Raw genomic sequence first — 20,431 nt, forward strand, 5'->3', positions numbered from 1 at the left:
AAGGGCGCCCGCGGTCGGTCTCTATCCTCCGCGGGCGGTTTCCAGCGTCAATTTGTAACGCATGCAGCCTTAGGCCGCAGGCCCTGCTCCTGGATGAAAAAATGACAAGCACTGTCGAAACCCCGCCGAAGGCGGACCTGCATGTCGCGCCTCAGGCGGACCATGCCGACCAGACCAAAAGCCTGATCACGCGGATCGCCCAATTGCGTGCCTGGTTGTTTCTCGCCGCGCTGATCCTCGTGTTCGAGATCTGGTCACGCCTTTCGTTCGGCGGAACATTCGTGTTCTCGCCTTTCAATTGGCAGTCGATCGCGATCTTTGCCGTTGCGCCGCTGCTTCTTGCCATCGGCCAGACCTTCGTCATCATTTCGGGCGGCATCGATTTGTCGATGGGCTTTATCATGGGGCTTGCCGCCGTGGTGGCTGCGCACATGACCAACATAGCCGGCCTCTACATGCCGCTGCCGGCTGCCATGATCTTCGGCATTCTCGTCGCCATCCTGGTCGCCACCATTCCGGGCGTCGTCAACGGGCTGCTGATATCGCGGCTGAAAGTTCCGCCCTTCATCGGCACGCTCGGTATGTTCGGCGTCGCACGCGGCGCGGCTTTCCTGCTCGCCGGTGGAACGACGGTGCCTGTCAACAACGACTATTTCGCCATCCTGGGCAACGGCCGCATCTTCGGCATTCCCTACCTGGTCATCGTCACGGCGGTGTTTGTGCTGCTCATGCATTACCTGCTCAGCCAGACCCGCTTCGGCCAGCATAACTACGCGATCGGCGCCAACGCACAGGCTGCCCGTCGCGCCGGGATCGATATCAAGCGCCATCTGATGCGGCTTTACATGCTGTCGGCGGCCTGCGCTGGCCTTGGCGGTGCGCTCTATGCCGCGCGCTTCACGGCAGGTGCTGCCCAGGCGGGCGAACCGCTGTTACTCGATTGCGTTGCGGCCGTGGTCATCGGTGGTGCCAGCCTCTTTGGCGGATCCGGATCGATCCTCGGAACCGTTGCCGGCGCGCTGGTCATCGCCGTCATCCAGTACGGTCTCGTCTTCCTCAATGTCGAACCCTTCTGGCAGTTCATCGCCGTGGGCGTCGTCATCATCATTTCGGTTCTCATTGACCAGGCCCAGCGCCGGTTCACCGGAGCAAAGCAAGATGAATAGCCAGACCCCTCTGCTCGAAGTCCGCAACCTGTCCCGCAGCTTCGGCGCGGTCAAAGCGCTGGAAAACTGCTCGCTGGTCGTCCATCCCGGCGAAGTGGTAGCGCTGGCTGGAGACAATGGCGCCGGCAAGACGACAATGATCAAGACGATTTCCGGCGTCTATCCGCCGACCTCCGGAGACATCCTCATCGAGGGCAAGCCTGTGTCGTTTTCCTCGCCGCAGGACGCGCGGGAAAAAGGCATCGAGACGATCTATCAGGACCTGGCGCTTGCCGATAACCTGACCATCGGTGCCAACATCTTCCTCGGCCGCGAGCCGATGAAAAAGGCCTTCGGCTTCCTGCCGGTCATCGATCGCCAGGCTATGGCCGAGGCTGCCCGCAAGACGATGGCGACACTGGATTTCCATGTAAAACGTCTCGATGCGCCGGTTAGCAACTTTTCCGGCGGCCAGCGGCAGGCGGTGGCAATCGGCCGTGCCGTCTACTGGAATGCCCGCATCCTGATCATGGACGAGCCGACGGCAGCCCTCGGCGTGCCCGAGCAGCGCAAGGTCGTGGCGCTCATCAAATCCCTGAAAGCGCAAGGGCGAGGCGTGGTTTTCATTTCCCATAACCTGCAGGATATTTTTGCCGTCTCCGACCGGATCGTCGTCCTGCGTCGCGGCATCGTTGCCGGCGAAAGAAAGATTGCCGAAACCACTCATGACGAGATCGTCAAGCTGATGATCGGCGGATAGCTGCAGGTCTCCTGGTTTCTCCGAACGGCGATGCAGGTCGCCGTTTGTGGACCTCATGCAGGGGTGCCTGCCGCAGTCAAACTCCTGAGCATTCTCGCATCGCCGGAAGACGCCGCAGAGCAATTGTGCGCAGTGCGGGGTGCTCCGGCGTGGGCTCTCATAACCTTGGGTAAAAGGCAGGCTCATCCCGCAAACATTACGTTTTTAGGTTGCATCTCCCGCTGGCGGTTCTAGATCTCTTCCGCAACGCGCTTTGCATGTTGATCCGCATGATCCGGGAGGAGGAAATCTTGTCAGACCCAGCCACCACGACCACGGTGCCTTACACGGCCGAGGAAACCCGCCACCGCATCGTTGCGATCATGGCTGCATCTTCGGGCAACCTTGTGGAATGGTTCGATTTCTACGTCTACGCCTTCACCGCGCTCTATTTCAAAAGCTCGTTTTTCCCCAACCAGGATCCGACGGTCCAGCTGCTTCAGACGGCCGGGGTTTTCGCTGCGGGCTTCCTGATGCGGCCGATCGGCGGTTGGCTCTTCGGCCGCGTCGCCGATCGTCTCGGGCGCAAGACCTCGATGCTGATCTCGGTATCGATGATGTGCGGCGGCTCGCTGATGATCGCGGTCCTGCCGACCTATGCGCAGGTCGGGGTCCTCGCGCCCTTCCTGCTGCTGGTCGCACGGTTGATCCAGGGTCTGTCGGTGGGCGGCGAATACGGCACGACCGCAACCTACATGTCCGAAGTCGCATTGCGCGGCCGGCGCGGCTTCTTCTCGTCTTTCCAGTATGTCACGCTGATCGGCGGGCAACTGCTGGCGGTGCTGGTGATCGTCATCATCGAGGCGCTGATGACCAGCGAACAGATCACCGAGTGGGGCTGGCGCATTCCCTTTGCAATCGGTGCCGTCGCTGCCGTCGTATCGATCTTCCTGCGTCGCACCCTGACGGAGACCCAGAATGCTGAAACCCGCAACAGCAAGGAAGCAGGCTCGCTCTCGGCACTTTTCCGCAATCATACCCCCGCTTTCCTGACGGTCCTCGGCTACACCGCCGGCGGGTCGCTGATCTTTTACACCTTCACCACGTACATGCAGAAATATCTCGTCAATACGGTCCACATGCCGGTGAAAACGGCGAGCTACGTGATGACCGTGGCGCTGTTCCTCTACATGTGCATGCAGCCGATATTCGGTGCCTTGTCCGACCGGATCGGCCGCCGCAACAACATGCTGCTGTTCGGCGGGCTCGGCACTCTTTGCACGTTGCCGATCCTCGTCACGCTGCAGCACGTCACCGACCCCGTCATAGCAGGCGTCCTGATCGTGGTCGCACTCGCCATCGTCAGCTTCTACACTTCGATCAGCGGCATCGTGAAAGCCGAGATGTTTCCGGCCGAAGTGCGCGCCCTCGGCGTGGGTCTCGCTTATGCCGTGGGCAACGCTATATTCGGCGGCTCCGCAGAATTCGTGGCGCTATCGATGAAGAACGCCGGAAACGAGCAGCTGTTCTACTGGTATGTCACCATCATGATGATAATCGCCTTCCTCGTCGCCCTAAGACTCCCCCGCCAGGCACGCTATCTGCACGATGACCATTAAGTAAGGGCGGATTCGAGCCTGAGGTATTGCGTGTTTCAGGATCGTGACGGGAGGTGAATGATGGACTGGTCGTGGCAAGGGCTGAGGCGCTCATATCTGACGACGCCTGTGCTGCTGCGGTCTATTCCGGTCGGTATGGTCATCGCATGCGGCGTCGTTGCCACCAGCTGGACGCATAGTTTGCTGAGCAACCATCAACAACTCGTCGTCCACGCCTATCAGGTCATAGACACCACCAAAGACGTACTGATCGGCCTCGACGATGCCGAGACGGGACAGCGGGGATACCTGTTGAGCGGAGATAGCCGCTATCTGGATCCGTACGAAAAGGCCTTGACGAGACTGACGCAACTGCGCGCGACCTTGGCGGTATCGATCTCCGACAACACAGTTCAGGTGGAACGGGTGCGCAGGCTGAACGGTCTTATCGACGAGAAGCTCGCGGACTTGCAGCAATCGATAACCACGCACGACGTCAAGGGTTTCGAGGCGGCGAGGACGATGGAACTCGAAATGATGCAGAAAGCCACGATGGACAGCATCCGGCGGGTCATTGGGGATGTGACCGAAACCGAAAAATCACTTCTTGCCGCCCGACAGACAAAGGTGGATCGGGACGAGATGCTTATCCGCGTGGTCGCCATCCTCGTCGGTCTCGCATCCTTCCTGACCCGTGCCGGTATTGAAGTCTACCTTGCAAGGACCGGGCGTGCATCGGTTGCAAGCCCTAGGGCTGACGCAGCCGTCCCAAGCCAGAGCTTGGAGAGAGACTGTTGAGCGCTGGCATGCCCGACGGCACGCGACATGCTTCCGGCCGCTGAAACGCAAGTATTTCTAGAATACAGGCTAATTGGTCGGTTAGCGCTGTTCGGCATATTTTGAAAATGCCCGGTGTTGCGCTTGCCACCCTCAGCCGCAGATTTCAGGGCAACGTCACGCCCTTTGCCGACACTTCCCGACTGGCCTCCGGTTCCCCCAAATTGCTGCACTGCCACAAATTTAGCCACTGAAAAACGGTGCGAATTTTTTAGCGTCGTCCGCTTGACAATTCATGGCTGATAAAGCTCTTTATCAAAATCCAGTAAAACAGACGCATGTCCGGTATATTGGACAGTCAATAAATCATCTTCTTAAGGGGAACGTCATGACCTTTTCTATTCGTGCCGGCCTGATCGCCCTGGCCGCAGCAGCAGCTCTTTCCAGCCCTGTTCTTGCCGACGGCAGCAAGCTCGATGAAGTGCTGGCACGCGGCCACCTGGTAATGGGTACCGGCAGCACCAATGCGCCGTGGCACTTCAAAAGTGCGGACGACAAGCTGCAGGGCTTCGATGTCGACATGGGCCACATCATCGCCAAGGCTTTGTTCGGCGACCCGGACAAGATCGAATACGTCAACCAGTCGTCCGACGCCCGTATTCCGAACATTACCACGAACAAGGTCGACATCACCTGCCAGTTCATGACTGTCACCGGCGAGCGCGCCCAGCAGATTGCCTTCACCATTCCCTATTACCGCGAAGGCGTCGGCCTCATGCTGAAGGCTGACGGCCAGTATGCTGATTATGCCGCGCTGAAAGCGGCAGGCTCGTCGGTCACCGTATCTGTGCTGCAGAATGTCTATGCCGAAGCCATGGTCCACGCGGCGCTTCCGGACGCCAAGGTCGACCAGTACGACTCCGTCGATCTCATCTACCAGGCCCTGGAATCCGGCCGGGCCGATGCTGTCGCCACCGACCAGTCATCGCTCGCCTGGTACATGACCCAGAACGCCGGCAGGTATAAGGACGCCGGCTATGGCTGGAACCCGCAGACCTATGCTTGCGGCGTCAAGCGCGGTGACCAGGACTGGCTGAACTTCGTTAACACGGCGCTGCATGAAGCGATGACCGGCGTCGAGTTCGATACCTATGCGAAGTCCTACAAGACCTGGTTCGGCAAGGACCTGACGCCGCCGCAGATCGGCTTCCCGGTCGAATTCAAGTAATTGGCTCAGGGGAGCGAGGCATCTCTCGCTCCCTGTTTCTGCGAGGACGACCATGGGTTACACGCTGAATTTCTCTGCGGTCTGGCGCAATTTTGATTTTCTCTGGAGCGGTTTGGCGTTGAGCCTCGGCCTGGCGGTCATCTCGATCGTGATTGGCGCCGTAATTGGCCTGGTGGTTGCATTTGCCTTGCTGTCGAAACAGCGGTTCGTGGCGATCCCGGCGCGCTGCTATGTGACGCTGATACGCAACCTGCCTATCCTCGTGCTGGTCCTGTTTGCCTATTTCGCGCTGCCGCAGATGGGGTTCAGGCTGGACAAGGTGAAAAGCTTCATCCTGGTGCTTTCCCTCTATTCGGGCGCCTATCTGGCAGAAGTATTTCGCGCCGGGCTGCTGTCTATTCCGAAGGGCCTGACCGAAGCCGGCCTCGCCATCGGCCTGACCTCAAGCCAGATCCGCACCTCGATTATCGCGCCGCTGATGTTCCGGAACGTGCTGCCGTCGCTGTCCTCGACGATCATATCCCTGTTCAAGGACACATCGCTTGCAGCGACCATTGCCGTGCCGGAACTGACCTTCGCCGCCCGCAAGATCAATGTCGAAAGCTTCCGTGTCATCGAGACATGGATGGTCACCTCCGCTCTCTATGTCGCCACCTGTCTTCTCATTGCTGCCGTCATGCGCTTCTTCGAGCGCCGGCTGGCGCTGCCGAGGTAAGCCGATGTCCCACAGTTTCCTCGAACAGCTCTGGATTGCCCGCTATGTGATCGTCAGTGGGCTGATGATGACGATATCGATCTCGCTGCTGGCCATCCTTGCCGGGTCGGTCGTCGGTGTGTTCGTCGGGCTCGCGCTGGCCTATGGCAACATGGCGCTGCGGTTTGTCGTGCGGGCCTATACCGACATCATCCGCGGCACGCCGGTTCTCGTGCTTGTTCTGGCCAGCTACTATGTCTCGAGTGCCGTCGGTCTTGACCTCGGTCCTTTTTCTGCCGGCGTGCTGGCACTGGCCATCTTCTGCTCGTCACATGTCGGCGAGATCGTGCGCGGCGCGCTGCAGGCGATCCCCCGGGGCCAGACGGAAGCTGCCAAGGCGATCGGCCTGACATTCACGCAGACATTCACCTCCGTGCTCTGGCCGCAGGCCTTGCGCCAGTGCCTTCCGGCCTGGGTCAACACGGCTGCGGAAATCGTCAAGGCGTCGACGCTGCTTTCGGTCATCGGCGTTGCCGAGCTGTTGCTGCGCAGCCAGGAAATCATCTCGCGCAACTTCATGAGCCTGCAGTTCTATTTCCTCGCAGGCGCTCTCTATTTCGTCGTCAATTTCGGGATCGAGCGCTTTGGCAAATTCGTCGAGCGCAAGACCATGCTGCCATCCTGAGGAGGCTTGCCAATGGCCAGGACCATGCTTGAAATCAAAGGCCTGCGGAAAACCTACGGCCACCATGAGGTGCTGCAGGGCGTCGATTGTTCCGTCGCGGAAGGCGAGGTGATCTCGATCATCGGCTCGTCGGGTTCCGGCAAGACGACGATGCTTCGCTGTATCAACATGCTCGAGGAGTTCCAGGGCGGAACCATCAACCTCGATGGCGAGGAGATTGGCTACCACATCGAAGGCAGCTCGCGCCGCCGCAAAAGCGAACGGGAAATCGCACGCCAGCGCGCGCTGACGGGCATGGCCTTCCAGCAATTCAATCTCTTTCCCCATATGACAGCGGCCGAAAATGTCATGCTCGGTCTCATCAAGGTGAAGAAGATGCCGAAAGCCGAAGCCCGGACGCTTGCCGAGCGCTGGCTCGATCGCGTCGGCCTCTCGGCGCGCAGCAATCACTATCCCGGCCAGCTATCGGGTGGCCAGCAGCAGCGCGTTGCGATTGCCCGAGCGATTGCGATGTCCCCGCGCCTGATGCTGTTCGATGAGGTGACCTCTGCGCTGGACCCGGAGTTGGTGGGCGAAGTACTGCAGGTTATCAAGGGGCTGGCGGCAGATGGCATGACCATGCTGCTGGTCACGCACGAGATGCGTTTTGCCTATGAGGTGTCGTCCCGGGTTATCTTCATGAACCAGGGTGTCATCTGCGAAGAGGGCGATCCCAGGGAGATGTTCGTACAGCCGAAGACCGAGCGGCTCGCCGAGTTTTTAAAGACCTCGAGTTTCAACTAAGCAGGAAAGTGAAATATTATGACGATCAAACGTTATGGCGCCGGAGAAAAAGGCGCTGGCGGTCAACCCCTTCCGTTCGCAAGAGCCACGGAAGCCGGCGGCTGGCTTTATGTTTCCGGCCAGGTGCCCATGGAGAATGGCGAGATCGTGCCCGGCGGCATCGTCACCCAGAGCCGGAAGGCCATCGACAACATGATAGCCATCCTCGATGAGGCCGGCTACACGCTTCAGGATGTGGTGCGCGTCGGTGTCTGGCTCGACGATCCGCGGGATTTCTGGAGTTTCAATGGCGTCTACGCCGAATATTTCAGCGAGAATCCTCCCGCGCGCGCTTGTGTCCAGTCGCGCATGATGGTCGATTGCAAGGTCGAGGTGGATTGCGTCGCCTATCGCTCGGATCGCGCCTAAGTATTGGAGAAATGCATGGCTGAGGCTGCTGTCGAGATCGCATCGCGACGCACCAGAGGACTGGATCGCGCTTTCGAGATCCTGGAGTTTCTGCGCGCCAAGCGCCAGCCCATGAGGCCCAACGAGATCGCGGCAGAAATAGGCGCGCCGCGATCCTCGGTATACGAATTGGTCAACCTGCTTCTCGGCCACGGCATGCTCGACTATCAGGGAGACGACGGGCGGGTGTTCCTCGGCCGTCGTCTGTATTTCCTTGGAACAGCCTATGCCGAGCATTTCGATCTGATGCGGGAATGCGAGCGCATGCTGACCCGGCTTGCGGTGGAAACGCGCGAAACTGCCCAGATGTGTCTGCTCGAAGGAAACAAGTACACTGTCGCGATGATGCGCGAGGGCATTCGACCCTTCCGTATTTCCTCCAACGTAGGCGAAACAGTTTCGATCCCCTGGACGGCGTCGGGACGGCTGCTCGTCTCACACCTGACCGACGAGCAGATTATCGATTTGATCCCGCCGGAAGATTTCACGCTGCCGGACGGCAGGCAGCTGGATCCTGCAACCTTTTTGGCCGAGGTGCGCACTGCAGCTCGTGACGGATATTTCACCTTCAACAGCGAGGTGGAAAACTTCACCCATTGTTTCGCCGTGCCGATTTACCAGGCCGGTGGCAACTGCATTGCCACCCTCTGCCTCGTCGCGCCTCGGGAAGATGGATTGCGCAACCGCGACTCCTATCTGGAGAGCCTGTTGACGGCCGCGAACGAGATCTCCGACAAGCTCGGGTTTCACAACGAGCGTGCAAGGGTGGCCGTCCCCCGCTGAGGTTTCCGGGCTGGCTGCCTGTTTGGGTCGCAGTCCCTGTCCGTCTCGCAGCGCGGCCATGCTCATAAGTTTATGCGTTTTTTAGCAATACGACCCACCGAATTGATGTACTCTGCCCTCAATAGCAGGAACCGGGAAAAGCCGGCCTACAAGGGGAAGTCGATGCATGAGATACGTCGTCGATGATATCAGCGGTCAAGCCGGGGGCGATGCCTGGCAGGCTGCCGTGACCGAAACCTACTTTCCACTCGATACCGAATACCGCAACAGGCGGGAATTCAGGGGCGTGCTGGAGACATGGTCTCTAGGCCTCGTCGGTGTGTCGAGGATGGAGTGCGACGGCGTCAGTTATCGTCGCCATCGCCGCCACTTTCTCAACGAACGCGATGCCAGTCTTCTCATTACCATTCCGGAAGTCAGCGAAGTCGACTTCTCGCAGGGCTCGCGCAGCGTCAATTGCAAGCCGGGCGGCTTCATTCTGGAGCGTGGCGATGCCCCCTATGAATTCTGGCACGGCCGCCCGAATGCCCTCTGGGTGCTGAAGGTCCCGGCTGCGAGCGTCCGATCGCGGATCGGCTCGACGGATCGGTTCAGCGCGCTCAGTTTTGACGGGACCCGCGGCGTCGCCGCTCTCTTTCTCGATACGGTTCGGACCACGATCAACCATGTCGACGACATCGACGACGTCGCGCGTGAACTGACCGGCCGACACATTCTCGAAATGCTTTGCCTGTCGATCGTCAGCGACGACCGCGTGCTCGATAGCAATATCTCCTCGATACGGGCAGGGCACCTGCATCGCGCCGAGCAGTACATTCGCGACAATATCAAGAATGCAGATCTCGGTCCGCAATCGGTAGCGGAAGCTGGCGGCATTTCGTTGCGCTACCTGCAGGGCCTGTTCCAGGACAGCAACAAGTCGATCAACGGTTTCATCCGCGACAGCCGTCTCGAGCGCTGTGCCGAGGAACTGATGTCGCTGACCGTCACCACGACGATTGCCGAAATCGCTTATCGATGGGGCTTTACCGACCAGTCGCAGTTCTGCCGTCACTACAGATCGAAATTTGGCTGTTCGCCGAGCGAGACGCGCCGCGAGGCCTTGCTTCGGGCAGGCAGGACCCACCCAGGGAAAAAGCCGCACTAGCCACTTCGGCCTAGCGGCAAGGGAAATTTGACGCCGTCCGGCGACCGATCCGGACTTTCGCAACTACCGGACAATCGAAGCGCCATTCCGTGACGGGTTGGCGAAAGAAGACTGCTGTCCGGTCGAACCATCCAGAGGACAGATCATGGCGAAGACGAGAGTTGCGGTGGATGTGGGAGGGACCTTCACCGACATCTGCATCATGGATGAGGAGACCGGGGCGATTCGTATCGAGAAGACGGCGTCGACCCCGGATGATCCGATGCAGGCGATCATGAACGGCATCGAGCAGGGCGGCATCGAGCTTTCCGAGGTCACCATGTTCTCGCACGGGACCACGGTCGCCACGAATGCGCTGATCACACGGCGTTTGCCACGAACGGCAATGGTCTGCACCGAGGGCTTTCGCGATGTCGTCGAAATCCGGCGCGCCAACAAGGAGGACCTCTGGGACACCTACAAGGACGTCGCCAAGCCCTACATTCCACGCCGCGACCGGCTGACGGTTGGCGAGCGTGTCGACGCCGAGGGCACGGTACTCGAAGCCCTCAACGAGGACGATGCCCACCGTGTTGCCGCGATCCTGAAAAGGCGCGGCATCAAATCGATCGCTGTCTGTTTCATGAATTCCTACGTCAATGGCGCAAATGAACGGCGCATGCGCGATATCCTCAAGGCCTCGATGCCGGAGGTGCCGGTGTCCATTTCCTCCGAAGTCATGCCGGAGATCTTCGAGCACGAGCGCTTCTCGACGACGATGGCAAACGCCGTCTGCGCGCCGGTAGTTGTCGATTACGTCTCCCGGCTCGGCGAAAAGCTGGCTGCCGGCGGTTACCGGCGAGACCTGCTGTTGCTGCATTCCGGCGGCGGCGTGATGACGCCAGCGAGTGTCATAGACTTCTCCGCCAGGCTTGCCGGATCGGGGATCGCGGCAGGCGCCATCGCCAGCCGCTTTATCGGCAATCTTTGCGGGTTTCAGAACTCGATCGGCTTCGACATGGGCGGAACGAGCACGGATGTTTCGCTCGCCTGGAACGGTCAGTCTCGTATCACCAAGGACTGGTATATCGAGTTCGGCTATCCCATCCGCTTTCCCTCTATCGAGGTGCTGACGATCGGTGCCGGCGGCGGGTCGCTGGCCTGGCAGGACGAGGGCGGATCGCTACGCAACGGCCCCCAGTCGGCCGGCGCCAATCCCGGCCCGGCCTGCTATCGAAACGGCAATCGGATTGCCACGAACACAGATGCAAATGTCGTCCTCGGCCGTCTCGGCAGCAGCCTCGCAGGCGGCAAGATCACCCTCGATCCGGCGCTCGCCGAGGAGGCCGTCCAGGAAACGGTGGCGACACCATTCGGCATGGAGCTTCACGCGGCTGCCGAGGCAATCGTCGCCGTCGCCAATGCAAACATGGCCAATGCCGTGCGCCTGATGTCGATCAGCCGTGGGTACGATCCGCGCGACTTCGCGCTCGTTGCCTTCGGGGGTGCCGGCGCCTTGCACGGGGCGGCTGTCGCAAGGGAGCTTTCCATTCCGACCGTGATCGTGCCTCCCAATCCCGGCGTCACCTCGGCCCTCGGTTGCCTGCTTGTCGATGTGCAGCACGACTTCTCCGAGAGCTTCATGACCGACGCCTCCATCGTTGCGCCGGCGGAGCTGGAGGCTGCGTTCCAGCGCATGGAGGCGCAAGCGTCCGAGCGCTTGCTGCACGAAGGGATAGCGCCGCAGGATATGGCGCTCCAGCGGACCGTCGAGATGATGTATCAGGGCCAGTGGCGCTCGCTCGCTGTCAGCGCACCCGCCCCGATCGTGAGTATTGCGTCCCTGATCGATGCTTTCCACGCGGAGCACGAGCGCGAGTTCAACTACCGCCGCGACGAAGCCCCGGTCGCCATCTTTCGCGTCGCAATCAAGGCGATCGGTCTCGTGCCCAAGGCCGAGCTGCCGAAATACCCGGTGCGCGACCATGCGCCTGCGCCCCTCGGCCGACGCGCGGTCTGGTTCGACGGCAAATCCTACGATGCGGCGATCTATCAGCGTGAGGTGCTTGAAGCAGGCGCCACCATCTCCGGCCCCGCAATCGTCGAACAGTTTGATTCGACCACGGTTGTCCCGCCAGGCATGAGCGCCCGGGTGGACGCATTCCTGAATATTCTTATCGGAACGAAAGGCTGAGAAATGACCAACTTCGTGGAAACCGAAAAGAGCCTCGATCCGGTCACCTTCGAGGTGCTCAAGAATTCCTTCATCACCACGGTCGACCAGATGGCCGAACAGATGCTGCGCACCTGTTATTCGTTCGTCATCTACAACCGCGACTTCTCCAATGCGTTGCATGATGCTGACGGCAACTCGGTTGCACAGGGCAACTACGACATCGCAGTCCATGTCGGCACGCTGCACAATACCTGCAAGGAAGTAATCCGCGTATTCGAAGGCGACATGGCGCCGGGCGACGTCTACGCAATCAACGATCCCTACGCCGGCGGAACCCACTTCAGCGATGTGCGGCTTGTGCGTCCGATCTTCGACGAAGACACGTTGATCGGGTTTTCGCAGTCGAACGGGCACTGGTCGGACCTCGGAGGGTCGGTCCCCGGCTCCTTCGACGTCACCGCCCGTGACATGTTCCGGGAGGGCATGCGTATCACGCCGGTGAGACTATTCCGTGCCGGCCGCTTCTGCTCCGATGTCGCCAATCTGATCGCCGCCAATACCCGCGATCCGGCATCGATCATTGGTGATATCCATTCGCAGGCCCAGGCGACCCAGGTAGCGGAGCGGGAACTGCTGCGTCTCGTCAAGAAATACGGCCGCGACACCGTCGTGCGCGGTATGGAGGAGGTTCAGGACTATGTCGAGCGGGCCGTCCGCAAGCGCCTTGCCGAATTGCCCGACGGCACCTGGGAAAGTGTCGACTATATCGACCGCGATCTCGGCGGCGGGGAAGGGATGATCCCCATCCACATCAAAATGACAATCAAGGGCGACACGATCCATTACGATTTCACCGGCAGCCACAAGACGATCGGCTCCATGTACAATTCCGCACCGGGGGCTACCTTTTCAGCAGTGGTCGCGGGAATGAAGACCTTCTTCCCGGATCTGCCCCTCAACAGCGGCTTTTATCGCATGATCGAGGTGACCGCGCCGAAGAACAGCGTGGTCAGTGCCGAGTGGCCGGTGGCAGTGACCGGATTCCTGATGCCGTTCGAGAAAATCATGAATTCGATCTTCGAGATGTGGTCGCAGATCATGCCGGAACGCGCCATCGCATGCGCTTTCAATCTCGAATATCTGCTGGCGGGCGGTCGCGACGCGCGCAAACCGGAAAAGCCGATCTTCATGTTCTACGAGTGGCTTCCGGGCGGATGGGGCGGGCGCAACGGCAAGGACGGCGCCGACGTGACGACTGCCTGCTTTGGAACCGGCCTGATGTCGCAGCCGAACGAAGGCAACGAGCGCGTCAACCCGACGCGGACGACGGAGTTTCAGATCAAGCAGGATTCCGCCGGTCCCGGCAAATGGCGCGGTGGTGTCGGCGTGCAGAAGACCTCGGTGTTGCTGGCGGCCGAAGATGCCGTGATGTCCTATATCTGCGATCGCGAGCGCGCCGTGGTCTGGGGTGTCGAGGGCGGGCTCCCCTCTATGCCGCACGGGCTGACGATCCGCCGCGCGGGCGAGGAGGTCGACACCTGGCTCGGTTCGGTCTTTTCCGACTATCCGGTGTTCACGGGCGATCAATTCGCCCGGCCGACAGCTGGTGGCGGCGGCTTCGGCGATCCGCTGGAGCGCGATCCGCTTCATGTGCTGGAGGACGTGATCGACGATTATGTCTCCATCGAGCGCGCCAAGGTCGACTACGGCGTCGTGTTGAAGGTCATAGATCGCGATCTCTGCGAGTACGAAATCGATCTCCCCGCAACAGAAACTGCCCGCACCGAGATTCGCCAAAACCGCAAGGAATGGGCGCGGTCGGATCCGGCGATGGTATCGGCTCGCTACAAGTCGGGCGAGATCGACTCCATGGATGCGGTTCGTCGCTTCGCCGTCATTCTCGATTGGGAGAGCGGCAACGTTCTCGAGAACACGACCCGGCAATTCCGCGAGAGCTTCGAGAGGCGCAGCGTAGCACACTGGAAGTGAGCGCCAGCGGCATTGCCTCGGTTGAGCTCGGGAAGCTGTATCTCTTTTTACGATACTAGATTCAGGAAACTACTATTTCACGGGAAGGCTTGCCTCTGAAATGATGCTGGAAAGCCGCAAAGACGGCGATTGAAGGGGTAAACGTCAATGTCCGAAAATCTGCGGCGGTCCCTGACCGTTGCCGGCAGCATCGATGAGGCGCTTGCCGCGCGCCGGCAGGGTGCGGCGATCCTCGCCGGCGGAACGTGGCTGATGCGCGATCCCCGTCGGGGCCACGCGTTGCCCGATGCATTAGTGTCGCTCCACAGGATTGCCGGGCTGACCAGCGTCGACATCGAGACCGGGCGCGTGACGATCGGCGCTGCCGTAACCCATGATGCGCTTGCCCGGTCACTTGCGGGCATAGGTGGCCTTGAGGCGGTGGCTGAAGCTGCCTCCGGTGCTGCCAACCCGGCAATCCGCCGGGTGGCGACTGTCGGCGGCAATCTCTGCACGCAAGACTTCGCCGCCGCCGATCTTCTGCCCCCGCTGTTGGCCATCGAGGCGGAAGTTGAGCTGTACGGCGACCAAGGGACAATGCGTGTCCCGATGGTGTCGTTTCTCACGGATCGGAAACGGCTGCTCGCCGATGCCATCCTCGTCAGGGTGATCATCAACCGCGACAGCGCCGCCAGCGCGCATGTGAGGCTGCCGTTGCGCCGGGCAGGCGACTATCCGGTTGCCATCGTTTCGATGGCGCGCCGCCTCGATGGCCGAATTCTCGTTGCCGTCGGCTCGGTCGAGCATGTGGCGCGGCGCTGGCTTTCGCTTGAACAGGCGTTTGCAGCCGAGCCGGGCGGATCGCCCGCTGAAGCCGAAACGGCCTATACCCTTGCTACCGGTTGCAACGACTTCCGGGGCCGCGACGGAATGGAGGCGGATGGCTGGTACCGGCGGCAGGTGTTGCCGGCGCTTGTCCGCCGATGCATGGCAGCACTTCTGAAGACGGAGGCCACCCGATGACCGTCACCCTTCACATCAATGGCTCCCGCTACCGTTTCAACGGCGATCCGATGACTCCGCTGGTCGATATACTGCGGCGGGAACGTTTCCTGACAGGTACCAAGGCCGTTTGCCGCGAGGGATTTTGCGGCGCCTGCACGGTGAGCGTCGACGGAGAGGCGATCATGTCGTGTCTCAGCCCGGTGGGATTGCTCGATGGCGCCACCGTGGTGTCGATCGAGGCGATGGCGACCGGCGATGGACCGCTGCATCCTCTCCAGGCCGCCTTCGAGGCAGCGGATGTGGTCCAGTGCGGAATGTGTTTTCCCGGCATGGTCATGAGCCTTGCGCCTTTCCTTCGCGACAACCCCGCGGCCAGCCGGGACGATGTGAAATCGGCGATGGTGGGCAACATCTGTCGCTGCACGGGCTATGAACGGATCATCGATGCGGTGATGGATGTCCTCGGACAGCAGGCCGAGGAGCACGTCCATGACTGATGTTTCGACGACCGTGATGGATCTTCCCCGCCGAGACACCCGCGACAAGCTGCGTGGACGAACGAAATACACCAATGACAGGGCCCGTCCGGATATGCTGCACGCTGTCCTGTTGCGGTCCACCGTGCCCGCCGGCCGCATTACCCGGCTCGATGTGTCCGCTGCTCTCGAGTGCCCCGGTGTGCTGGGAATTGCGACCGCAGCGGATGCGCCCGGCAATTACGGCATCGGTATCGCCGACCACCCGCTCTTTGCCGTCGATGTGATCCGCTACAATGGCGAGCCGCTCGCCGCGATTGCCGCCGAAAGCGAGGCCGAGGCGCGGGCGGCCCTGGCGGCAATCATTCTGGAGATCGAACCGCTTGCGCCAGTGCTGACGATGGCGGAGGCGCTGGCGCCCGGAGCGCGATTGCTGCACGAGGACTGGCGGACATATGAAGTGCTGACCGAGGGCGGTGCACGATCCGGCAACATTGCCTGGGAAGCGAAATCGGTACGAGGCGATGTCGATGCCGCCTTTGCCCGCCCCGATGTGACGATCGTCGAAAGCAATGTCGTCGTCGGCAGGCAGAGCCATGTTCCCTTCGAGCCGCGTGTCGCAATCGGCAGCTGGGAGGACGGCCGGGCGCATATCCAGACATCGACGCAGGTGCCATGGACCGTGCGCAATGTGACCGGTCGCGTCATGCAATTGCCGCCGGGCCGCGTTCGCGTCACCGTTCCACCGGTCGGCGGTGCATTCGGCTTGAAATTCGATGCGTCGATCGAGCCCATCACAGCTCTGCTGGCTCGTATGACGGGCCGAAGCGTCATGCTGGAGAACACCCGACAGGAAGAGATGGCAACCTGCCTCTGCCGGGAGAATGCAGAGATCAAAATTCGCTCGGCCGTTTCGGCAGAGGGCGAGATCGTCGGGCGCGAGGCCGTCGTGCTGATGGATTGCGGGGCCTATGGTGGCGAGCAGGTCTTTCTCACCACCATGACCTCCCATACCCTCGGAGGTAGCTACCGGCTGGGTGCTGCCCGCCTCGTCAGCCGCGCCGTCTACACCAACACGCCACCGAACGGCGCCTTCCGGGCCTGCAACGGCGTCTATAACGGCTTTGCGCTGGAGCGCCATACCGACGAGATATGCGCCGCAATCGGCATGGATCCCATGGAGTTCCGCAAGCGTAATGTGCTTGGCGACGGCGATCTCGGGCCGACCGGGCAGGTGTTCGAGGGTGATGTCCTGCGTCCGATGCTGGAGCGGATGGAGGTGCTACGGGAAAATACGGGAACGGCGGAAGCCCGGGCCGACGGTCGCCTTTACGGCCGCGCCACCACCGTGGGAACCTGGTTCATCTTCGTCGGGCCGTCTGCTGCGACCATCAATCTGAATGCCGACGGCAGCGCCACGCTGGTGACGTCCGGCGTCGAGATCGGCTCGGGAACAATGGTGCAGGCGCTGCCGCAGATCGTTGCCGGCCAGCTTGGGCTGCGACCGGAGCAGGTCGTGGTGCGCGAGGCGGATACGGATTCCGCCGGGCTGGATGTCGGGGTCGGTGGCGGGCGGACGACCGTCTCCATCGGTGCGGCGAGTGTGGGTGCGGCGGCCGAAGTCCGTGAAAAGCTTCTGCGGACGGCCAGTGAGATGTTGCAGACCGCCGCGAGCGACCTGGTGTTGCGCGAAGGGCGGGTGGAAATTGCCGGGCGACCCGGGACCGGGGTCTCCATCCCGACGGTGGTCGCCCATGCGCAATCGACCACGGGGCCGATCAGCGGTACAGGCAGCTTCACCGCGAAGAACACGCCGGCAATGGCAGGCTGCGCGATGGGCCACTTTATCGACGCGCTCGATATTCCCGTCTTCGTGGTCCACGAGGCTGAAGTGGCCGTCGATCCGGATACCGGGCATGTCGAGGTTCTGGCCTATCGGGTGGTGCAGGATGTTGGACGCGCGCTCAACCGTCGGGCCATCATGGGCCAGATCCAGGGCGGCGTCGTCCAGGGCCTCGGCTATGCGCTGCACGAGGAAGTGACGATCACCGCTGACGGCCGGATCGCGGAAGACGGCTTCGAGACCTACCGCGTGCCCCTGGCCGGGGATGTCGTGCCTGTCGTCGCGGATCTCTATGAGGGCGCGCCGTCGATGGGCCCGCTCGGGACAAAGGGAGCAGGTGAAGTCCCGATCCTTGCCGTCGGCTCGGCCATCGCCTGTGCGGTTGCGCGCGCAATCGGCAAGCCGGTCTCCAGCCTGCCGCTAACGCCGCCGCGCGTCCTGCGCCTGATCAACGATCTCGAACCCACCCCCACCCATCCGCACATCGCCGCAGATTGGGCGACCAATACGCTGGGCTAGGCTTGTTGCCGCGTCAGGACGTCGATAGTGCCGATCGCCTGCCGCATTCGACGTGATGGAGCTGGCGGTATTTTACGTCTGGGCAGATGCCATAGGGATTATTTTCTGAGAGCCATTTCTATCTCGTCGAGAACCTTGTCCTTGCCGATCCCGGTCAGAAAGGCCAGGCCCTTGATCACCGGTTTCGTGACGGATGCGGAAATGGGCGTGGTGGAGACGATAAAGTCGACGCCGTCGGCAAGCGACGGGACCTCGGTCGCCTTCGCCTGCATGGCGTTGAAAAACAGGCCACGCTTCTTCATTTCTTCGGTCACTGCAGCGTTCACGGCCGTCGACGTGGCAATTCCGGTACCGCATGCGAAAAGGATCGTTTTCTGCTTGGCCATGTTCAGGATTCCTTTGGTGAGCCGAGAAGCACCCTGACGTCATAAAGCGTTTTGGCGCGCTTCAATCCATCGAGCGTCGTCGGGCTTTGAATGGCTTCGATAATTTGTTGAAGGGTTTCGATCTGCTTGTCCTTGTCGTTGATGGCAAGCAGGAAAACGGTACCGACAGGGAGCAGTTCTTCCGGTTCCTCCATATTGGCGAACACAACCGGCGTCGACAGGGTCGCCATGGCAACGCCTGCCTTGATTACGTGCTCCGGGTCGGTGTGCGGCACGGCGACATTTTCGTCCCGCTCCAGCGGCAGTCCTGTCGGCAGATTCTTTTCGCGGCTGACAACGGCGTCCGCGTAGGTAGCCTTGACATATCCGAGCGTCTGCAGCCGGGCTGCGAGTAGCCGGATTACCTCTTCCGCCGTGGTAGCCCGAACATCGAGCAGGATGGCTTCCGGTTCCAGTATGTCCAACAGGGTAGGCATGTCGTCTCTCCAGTTTCTGTCACACCCGCACAAGGACTTTAGAGTGCGAGTGTCGTCTTTGCCGGTCTGGTTTACCAACGCCTTCTCTCAGGCCGCAGAAGCTTCCACCGGCTCGTCTTCCGCCCCGGCGGCCCGTTCCCAGGCAAGACTATTGCGCCGATAAAGGGCGAAGAGTGCCGCGATGATGGCCGCGAGCAGGACGATGCCGAAGACGCCGAGCCCCTGGATCGCGTTGATGATGACATAGGGGATCCAGAGGAAGCCGTCGACAACGGAGGTGACTTGCAAAGCGTTCGCCGGCAGCTTGAAGCCGGATGAGACGGCAGCGCTGGTAAACAACGGTGCAAGCGCATTCGCCACATAGAAGCCGATGGCAAGCGTCACGGTTCCAACCACGACCATGCGGAACACGTTGCCCTTGAGCAGCGGTGCCGTCAGGGCGACGATGAAAGGGATGACCGCGAGATCGGCAAACAGAATGACGCGATTACCCGGCAGGATAACCGAGAGGATGATCGCAATCGGAACCAGGATGAGCGACGACGAGATCGCCGCCGGATGACCAATCAGGATGGCGGAGTCCAGGCCGACGAGAAGTTCGCGGTCTCCGGTTCTCTTTCGCACGAACGCCTGTGCAGCGTCTGAAACCGGAAGCAGGCCTTCCATCAGCACTTTCACCATGCGTGGCAGGAGCAGCATGACTGCGGCGAGCGTCATGCCCGTGCTGAGGATTTTTGAAAGAACGGTCCCGAGATCGCCAGCGTTGTAGAAGGCGATGGTTCCGAGTATGAGGCCGATGATGAGGCCCAGCACGACCGGCTCGCCGAAAACGCCAAATCGACGCTCGATGGTTTCGGTGCTGATGTTGATCTTGTTGATGCCCGGGATGCGATCCATGATCCAGTTGAGGACGATTGCGATCGGCAGAATTTGTGCCGAGGCAATATGCGGCACCGAGATGCCGGGGACGCCATAGAACTGCTGGACTGCGCGGGCGGACCAGTCGGCAAACAGCAAGGACAGGGCAGCCGCCAGGGCTGCTATGGCGATGCCATAGGCAAGGCTGTCGGTTGCCGCCACGACCAGCGAACCGATGAAGGCGAAGTGCCAGAAATTCCAGACATCGACGTTCAGTGTGCGGGTCCAGCGCAGCAGCAGCAGGACGACGTTGACGAGAATGCCGACTGGAATGACCCACAAGCCGACCGACGAACCAAACGCGATGGCGGCAGCAGATGGCCAGCCAACGTCGACGATGTCCCGCTTTATGCCGGTGTTGGTGACGATCGCCTGGGCAACTGCGCCAATCGAGTTGAACATCAGCCCGAGAACAAGGTTGATCCCGATAAAGGCGACGCCGATTGTCACCGCCGCGCGAAATGCCTTGCCGACCTTCGCTCCGAGAATGACGGCAATGATGAAAATAACGATAGGCAAAAGAACAGTCGGACCAAGCGTATCGACGGCCGACTTCAAGCCACTCAGAAAAGTGTCCATATGCGAATTCTCCCCTCCCATGCTCCAGGCGGCTCCTCTGCCGCATCAGAACATTTGTTCCTCCAACAATACGAAAGTTT

The 20,431-nt window shown here is 60.9% G+C and carries 19 protein-coding genes; 16 read left to right on the top strand and 3 right to left on the bottom strand.

Annotation, left to right across the window (positions count from 1 at the left end; translation table 11 throughout):
• Positions 1-101 precede the first annotated feature (101 nt).
• The 16 genes from EQW76_RS13980 to EQW76_RS14055 all read left to right on the top strand — a co-directional run bounded on the left by EQW76_RS13980 (position 102) and on the right by EQW76_RS14055 (position 17,992).
• Positions 102-1,166, top strand: coding sequence for a ribose ABC transporter (locus EQW76_RS13980; RefSeq protein ID WP_142824986.1), 1,065 nt, complete (start codon positions 102-104; stop codon positions 1,164-1,166).
• Positions 1,159-1,905 (top strand): ATP-binding cassette domain-containing protein, encoded by a 747-nt coding sequence (locus EQW76_RS13985; protein WP_142824987.1) that lies wholly within the window; start codon positions 1,159-1,161, stop codon positions 1,903-1,905. Before EQW76_RS13980 ends, EQW76_RS13985 begins: the two co-directional genes overlap by 8 nt.
• Before the next feature lie 290 nt (positions 1,906-2,195).
• A complete protein-coding gene (locus EQW76_RS13990) occupies positions 2,196-3,503 on the top strand; it encodes an MFS family transporter (protein WP_224127992.1) in 1,308 nt (435 codons plus the stop codon).
• A 57-nt stretch (positions 3,504-3,560) separates the two neighbouring features.
• Entirely contained in the window at positions 3,561-4,280 is a 720-nt protein-coding gene (locus tag EQW76_RS13995; protein WP_142824988.1) for a CHASE3 domain-containing protein, read from the top strand.
• A 367-nt stretch (positions 4,281-4,647) separates the two neighbouring features.
• The gene (locus EQW76_RS14000) at positions 4,648-5,487 is read left to right on the top strand and encodes a transporter substrate-binding domain-containing protein (protein ID WP_142824989.1); all 840 of its coding nucleotides are present in this window, start codon (positions 4,648-4,650) and stop codon (positions 5,485-5,487) included.
• 52 nt (positions 5,488-5,539) lie between these two features.
• Complete coding sequence (locus EQW76_RS14005; RefSeq protein WP_142824990.1) at positions 5,540-6,202, top strand: amino acid ABC transporter permease; 663 nt, start codon at positions 5,540-5,542, stop codon at positions 6,200-6,202.
• Positions 6,203-6,206: 4 nt separating this feature from the next.
• Positions 6,207-6,866: an amino acid ABC transporter permease gene (locus tag EQW76_RS14010; protein WP_142824991.1), complete on the top strand. Its 660-nt coding sequence runs from the start codon at positions 6,207-6,209 to the stop codon at positions 6,864-6,866.
• A gap of 12 nt (positions 6,867-6,878) precedes the next feature.
• On the top strand, positions 6,879-7,649 hold the full coding sequence (locus EQW76_RS14015; protein ID WP_142824992.1) for an amino acid ABC transporter ATP-binding protein: 771 nt from the start codon (positions 6,879-6,881) through the stop codon (positions 7,647-7,649).
• Positions 7,650-7,667: 18 nt separating this feature from the next.
• Positions 7,668-8,057, top strand: a complete 390-nt coding sequence (locus tag EQW76_RS14020) for a RidA family protein (RefSeq protein WP_142824993.1) — start codon at positions 7,668-7,670, stop codon at positions 8,055-8,057.
• Positions 8,058-8,072: 15 nt separating this feature from the next.
• Complete coding sequence (locus tag EQW76_RS14025; protein WP_142824994.1) at positions 8,073-8,879, top strand: IclR family transcriptional regulator; 807 nt, start codon at positions 8,073-8,075, stop codon at positions 8,877-8,879.
• Positions 8,880-9,045: 166 nt separating this feature from the next.
• Positions 9,046-10,026, top strand: a complete 981-nt coding sequence (locus EQW76_RS14030; RefSeq protein ID WP_142824995.1) for a helix-turn-helix domain-containing protein — start codon at positions 9,046-9,048, stop codon at positions 10,024-10,026.
• A gap of 145 nt (positions 10,027-10,171) precedes the next feature.
• Positions 10,172-12,199 carry a hydantoinase/oxoprolinase family protein gene (locus tag EQW76_RS14035; protein WP_142824996.1) on the top strand — a complete coding sequence of 676 codons (2,028 nt, stop codon included), beginning with the start codon at positions 10,172-10,174 and terminating at the stop codon, positions 12,197-12,199.
• 3 nt (positions 12,200-12,202) lie between these two features.
• Positions 12,203-14,170: a hydantoinase B/oxoprolinase family protein gene (locus EQW76_RS14040; protein WP_142824997.1), complete on the top strand. Its 1,968-nt coding sequence runs from the start codon at positions 12,203-12,205 to the stop codon at positions 14,168-14,170.
• 147 nt (positions 14,171-14,317) lie between these two features.
• Positions 14,318-15,172 carry an FAD binding domain-containing protein gene (locus EQW76_RS14045; protein WP_142824998.1) on the top strand — a complete coding sequence of 285 codons (855 nt, stop codon included), beginning with the start codon at positions 14,318-14,320 and terminating at the stop codon, positions 15,170-15,172.
• On the top strand, positions 15,169-15,651 hold the full coding sequence (locus EQW76_RS14050) for a (2Fe-2S)-binding protein (protein WP_142824999.1): 483 nt from the start codon (positions 15,169-15,171) through the stop codon (positions 15,649-15,651). The genes EQW76_RS14045 and EQW76_RS14050 overlap by 4 nt, the downstream gene beginning before the upstream one ends.
• Complete coding sequence (locus tag EQW76_RS14055) at positions 15,644-17,992, top strand: xanthine dehydrogenase family protein molybdopterin-binding subunit (RefSeq protein ID WP_142825000.1); 2,349 nt, start codon at positions 15,644-15,646, stop codon at positions 17,990-17,992. The genes EQW76_RS14050 and EQW76_RS14055 overlap by 8 nt, the downstream gene beginning before the upstream one ends.
• Positions 17,993-18,090: 98 nt before the next feature.
• Here the strand turns inward: EQW76_RS14055 and EQW76_RS14060 are convergent, their stop codons facing one another.
• The 3 genes from EQW76_RS14060 to EQW76_RS14070 form a co-directional block, all read right to left on the bottom strand.
• The gene (locus EQW76_RS14060; RefSeq protein WP_142825001.1) at positions 18,091-18,378 is read right to left on the bottom strand and encodes a PTS sugar transporter subunit IIB; all 288 of its coding nucleotides are present in this window, start codon (positions 18,376-18,378) and stop codon (positions 18,091-18,093) included.
• A gap of 2 nt (positions 18,379-18,380) precedes the next feature.
• Complete coding sequence (locus EQW76_RS14065; RefSeq protein ID WP_142825002.1) at positions 18,381-18,854, bottom strand: PTS sugar transporter subunit IIA; 474 nt, start codon at positions 18,852-18,854, stop codon at positions 18,381-18,383.
• A gap of 87 nt (positions 18,855-18,941) precedes the next feature.
• Positions 18,942-20,351, bottom strand: a complete 1,410-nt coding sequence (locus EQW76_RS14070) for a PTS transporter subunit IIC (RefSeq protein WP_142825003.1) — start codon at positions 20,349-20,351, stop codon at positions 18,942-18,944.
• Positions 20,352-20,431: the final 80 nt, after the last annotated feature.

The organism is Rhizobium sp. rho-13.1 (assembly GCF_007000305.1).
In the GTDB taxonomy this organism is placed as follows: Bacteria; Pseudomonadota; Alphaproteobacteria; order Rhizobiales; family Rhizobiaceae; genus Rhizobium; species Rhizobium rhododendri.